The sequence below is a fragment of the Flavobacterium nitrogenifigens genome, assembly GCF_003254565.1.
Classification (GTDB): domain Bacteria; phylum Bacteroidota; class Bacteroidia; order Flavobacteriales; family Flavobacteriaceae; genus Flavobacterium; species Flavobacterium nitrogenifigens.
Genome location: NZ_QJRI01000134.1, coordinates 1 through 2,463 on the forward strand (window position 1 = coordinate 1; position 2,463 = coordinate 2,463).

The window sequence follows — 2,463 nt, forward strand, 5'->3', positions numbered from 1 at the left end:
ACATAACTAACTAACTAACTAACTAACTAACTAACTAACTAACTAACTAACTAACTAACTAACTAAAAGCTTAAAAAAGAATTTAATAATCTCCCCTATAAATAAAGAGGCATTCCGGCCCTATTTCCAGTCACCGGCCAAAGCACAGCATATAACACTGATTTCCATTAGATTGAAATCCATTCTTCACGCATTTGCCCTTGTAAAATCACATTTTATTCTCATGGCCCAATTTGCAGCGCTAATGTGAGGCAAAAGCATTTTTAAGGCTTATTTAAAGGCAAAATAGAACAAGAGACGACCTTGCGGTCGTCTCTTGTTCTATTCAACAATTAAGATTCAATATTCTTTTTCAGTCAGTTAAGCGGTTAAATTATAAGAACACCCAATCTGCACCACTACCATTATTGCGCAACTTCTTCAAAATCTCCCGGCTTCCAAGTGCCGTTAAACGCTCCTGCTTCCGGTCCATAGATGCGGATGTAAGCAAACCATCCCCTATTTGGAAGTGTTTTTATCCATTGCCCCTCTTTTCCTGCAGGAGCTTTGGGTCCGAAGTACAGATCAACGCTCTGGCCTCCTATCTTGTCTTTTAATTCAAACAAAGAGCGAAGCGCCGCTTTGTTTTGATCTGTAGCGACCTGACTTCTCGTTAAGGCATCGTAAATAGTAATAGACCAGAATAATTTTGCCGGAACAGGGGTTGGAACTGTCAATTTATAGGTTTTGCTCCCATCGACATATTTGCCTTCTGCATCTTTAAGCCCTAACCAGTATAATGAGCCGGAACCTTCTTTTCTTCTAAACATGGATGGCGAAGCTCCAATTGCCTGATAAAACCATGTTTCGCGGCCGTCAAGATCCACATAATCCGGCGTATTGAAATCGCCATCTTCAAATCGGAGCGCCACCCATTCCCACTGGCGGCCTTTCCACACGATACGATCAGGCCGCCTGTCAGCAAAGGACTGCACGCGCATCTGGGCATTGGCAATTTTAGCCGCTTTCTCAAGTATTGCCTTTAATCTTGCGTCAGGCTTAAAAGGCTGCCCTTTTTTAATTCCCAAAACTGCCAGCTCACCGTAATAGTTTCTGTAGCCTTCATAAACGGGTTCACGCTGTATTACGTCATTTAAATTTTCCCAATATTGTATATTGTTTTCCCATGCAACGGGCGTAGTATTTTGAGGTTTATCCGTAAGATCAAGCCAAGCAGGCTCTTTCCAATCTGCAGCCTTGTTTAGCGGATACACTCTTACCGTTTTGATTCTTTCCAGTGCGGCCTTTACATTACCGCCGACAGGAAGCGAACGGATGCCTACCGTGAGGTTATTGGACGAGGACTTCCAGACATGATAGCCTGAAGATGGTGCAGCGCCTTTGTAGCCTGGGGGCAAAAGCAGGTGCTTTCCCCCATTGCCGGCATCCGGTCCCGGAATTCCCATATCTGCCACCCAGCGCTGGTTGACATCCATAGCCACCACAATAAGGGGGCCTTTTGGAATATCTATAATCATTGGGCCTTTCGATAAATCAATGGGAATGGGCCCATAAGGCGTGTCTGAATTGAGCGTGAAACCTATCTGTCCCGGTTTTGTATCTAAAGTTCCGAATGATCTGTTTGGGATAATTCTAATGCTGTCATTCCCCTTAACCAATCCCTCCCCAGAAACAGTGGGATAGAAAAATTTATATGCCTGTATGGCACGGGTAAGGTCCGCATCGTCATATGCTTTTTTAATAGCTGCTTCTGTGGGATAGCCGCCAACAAATTCATAATCTGAAGCCGATCCATTAGAAACAGCAGATTCTTTGATGCCCTCTGCATCTTTTTTACAGCCGGCCAGAACTAAAACCAAGAAACAGATATAAATTAATCCTTTCATACAAAATGATTTAATAATAAGTTAAACTTCCTAACATTGCCAAAGTTATGGCCTCCATCAATCTAAATTTATTCCAAAGCCCTAAATTCGGTTTCAAATTATAATTTGAAACAAAGTTTTGCCATGCAGATAAAAAATATGGCCGCATTAGCCAATTAAACGCATTAATGCAATTCTCAAAAATATCTTCAGTTCATATTCTTCAACACTGAAGGCTTTTTTGTTATGCATGAACTATTGCCTTTTTATACCAGCACATGTATAAAGCACAGGGATATAAATCAAAAATGAACCAGCATAACATTTTTTTATGCTGCTGCCGTTATAAATCCCTGACTGGAGCTTCCTTGGCTTTTGCCGCAAAAATCAAAAGCGTCTTAAATAAAAATTTTAATGGAAGGAAGCTTGTTTTTTCCTGCAGCAATATCCTAATGCAGTTGAGCTCTAGACAATCGTTTGCAGCGGCATATTCCTTTTATCGGCAAAAAAATATTTTTTTTCATCATCTTTTACCTTATATTTGCCGATAACGGAATCATATAAAAACATGAAATATCTTTCAGTAGCAGAATTTGCA

At 41.0% G+C, this 2,463-nt stretch carries 1 protein-coding gene; it reads right to left on the reverse strand.

Annotated features, from left to right (window positions below; all coding sequences use genetic code 11):
* Positions 1-404: 404 nt before the first annotated feature.
* Positions 405-1,886 (reverse strand): DUF1254 domain-containing protein, encoded by a 1,482-nt coding sequence (locus tag DM397_RS00625; protein WP_111375721.1) that lies wholly within the window; start codon positions 1,884-1,886, stop codon positions 405-407.
* Between the last annotated feature and the right edge of the window lie 577 nt (positions 1,887-2,463).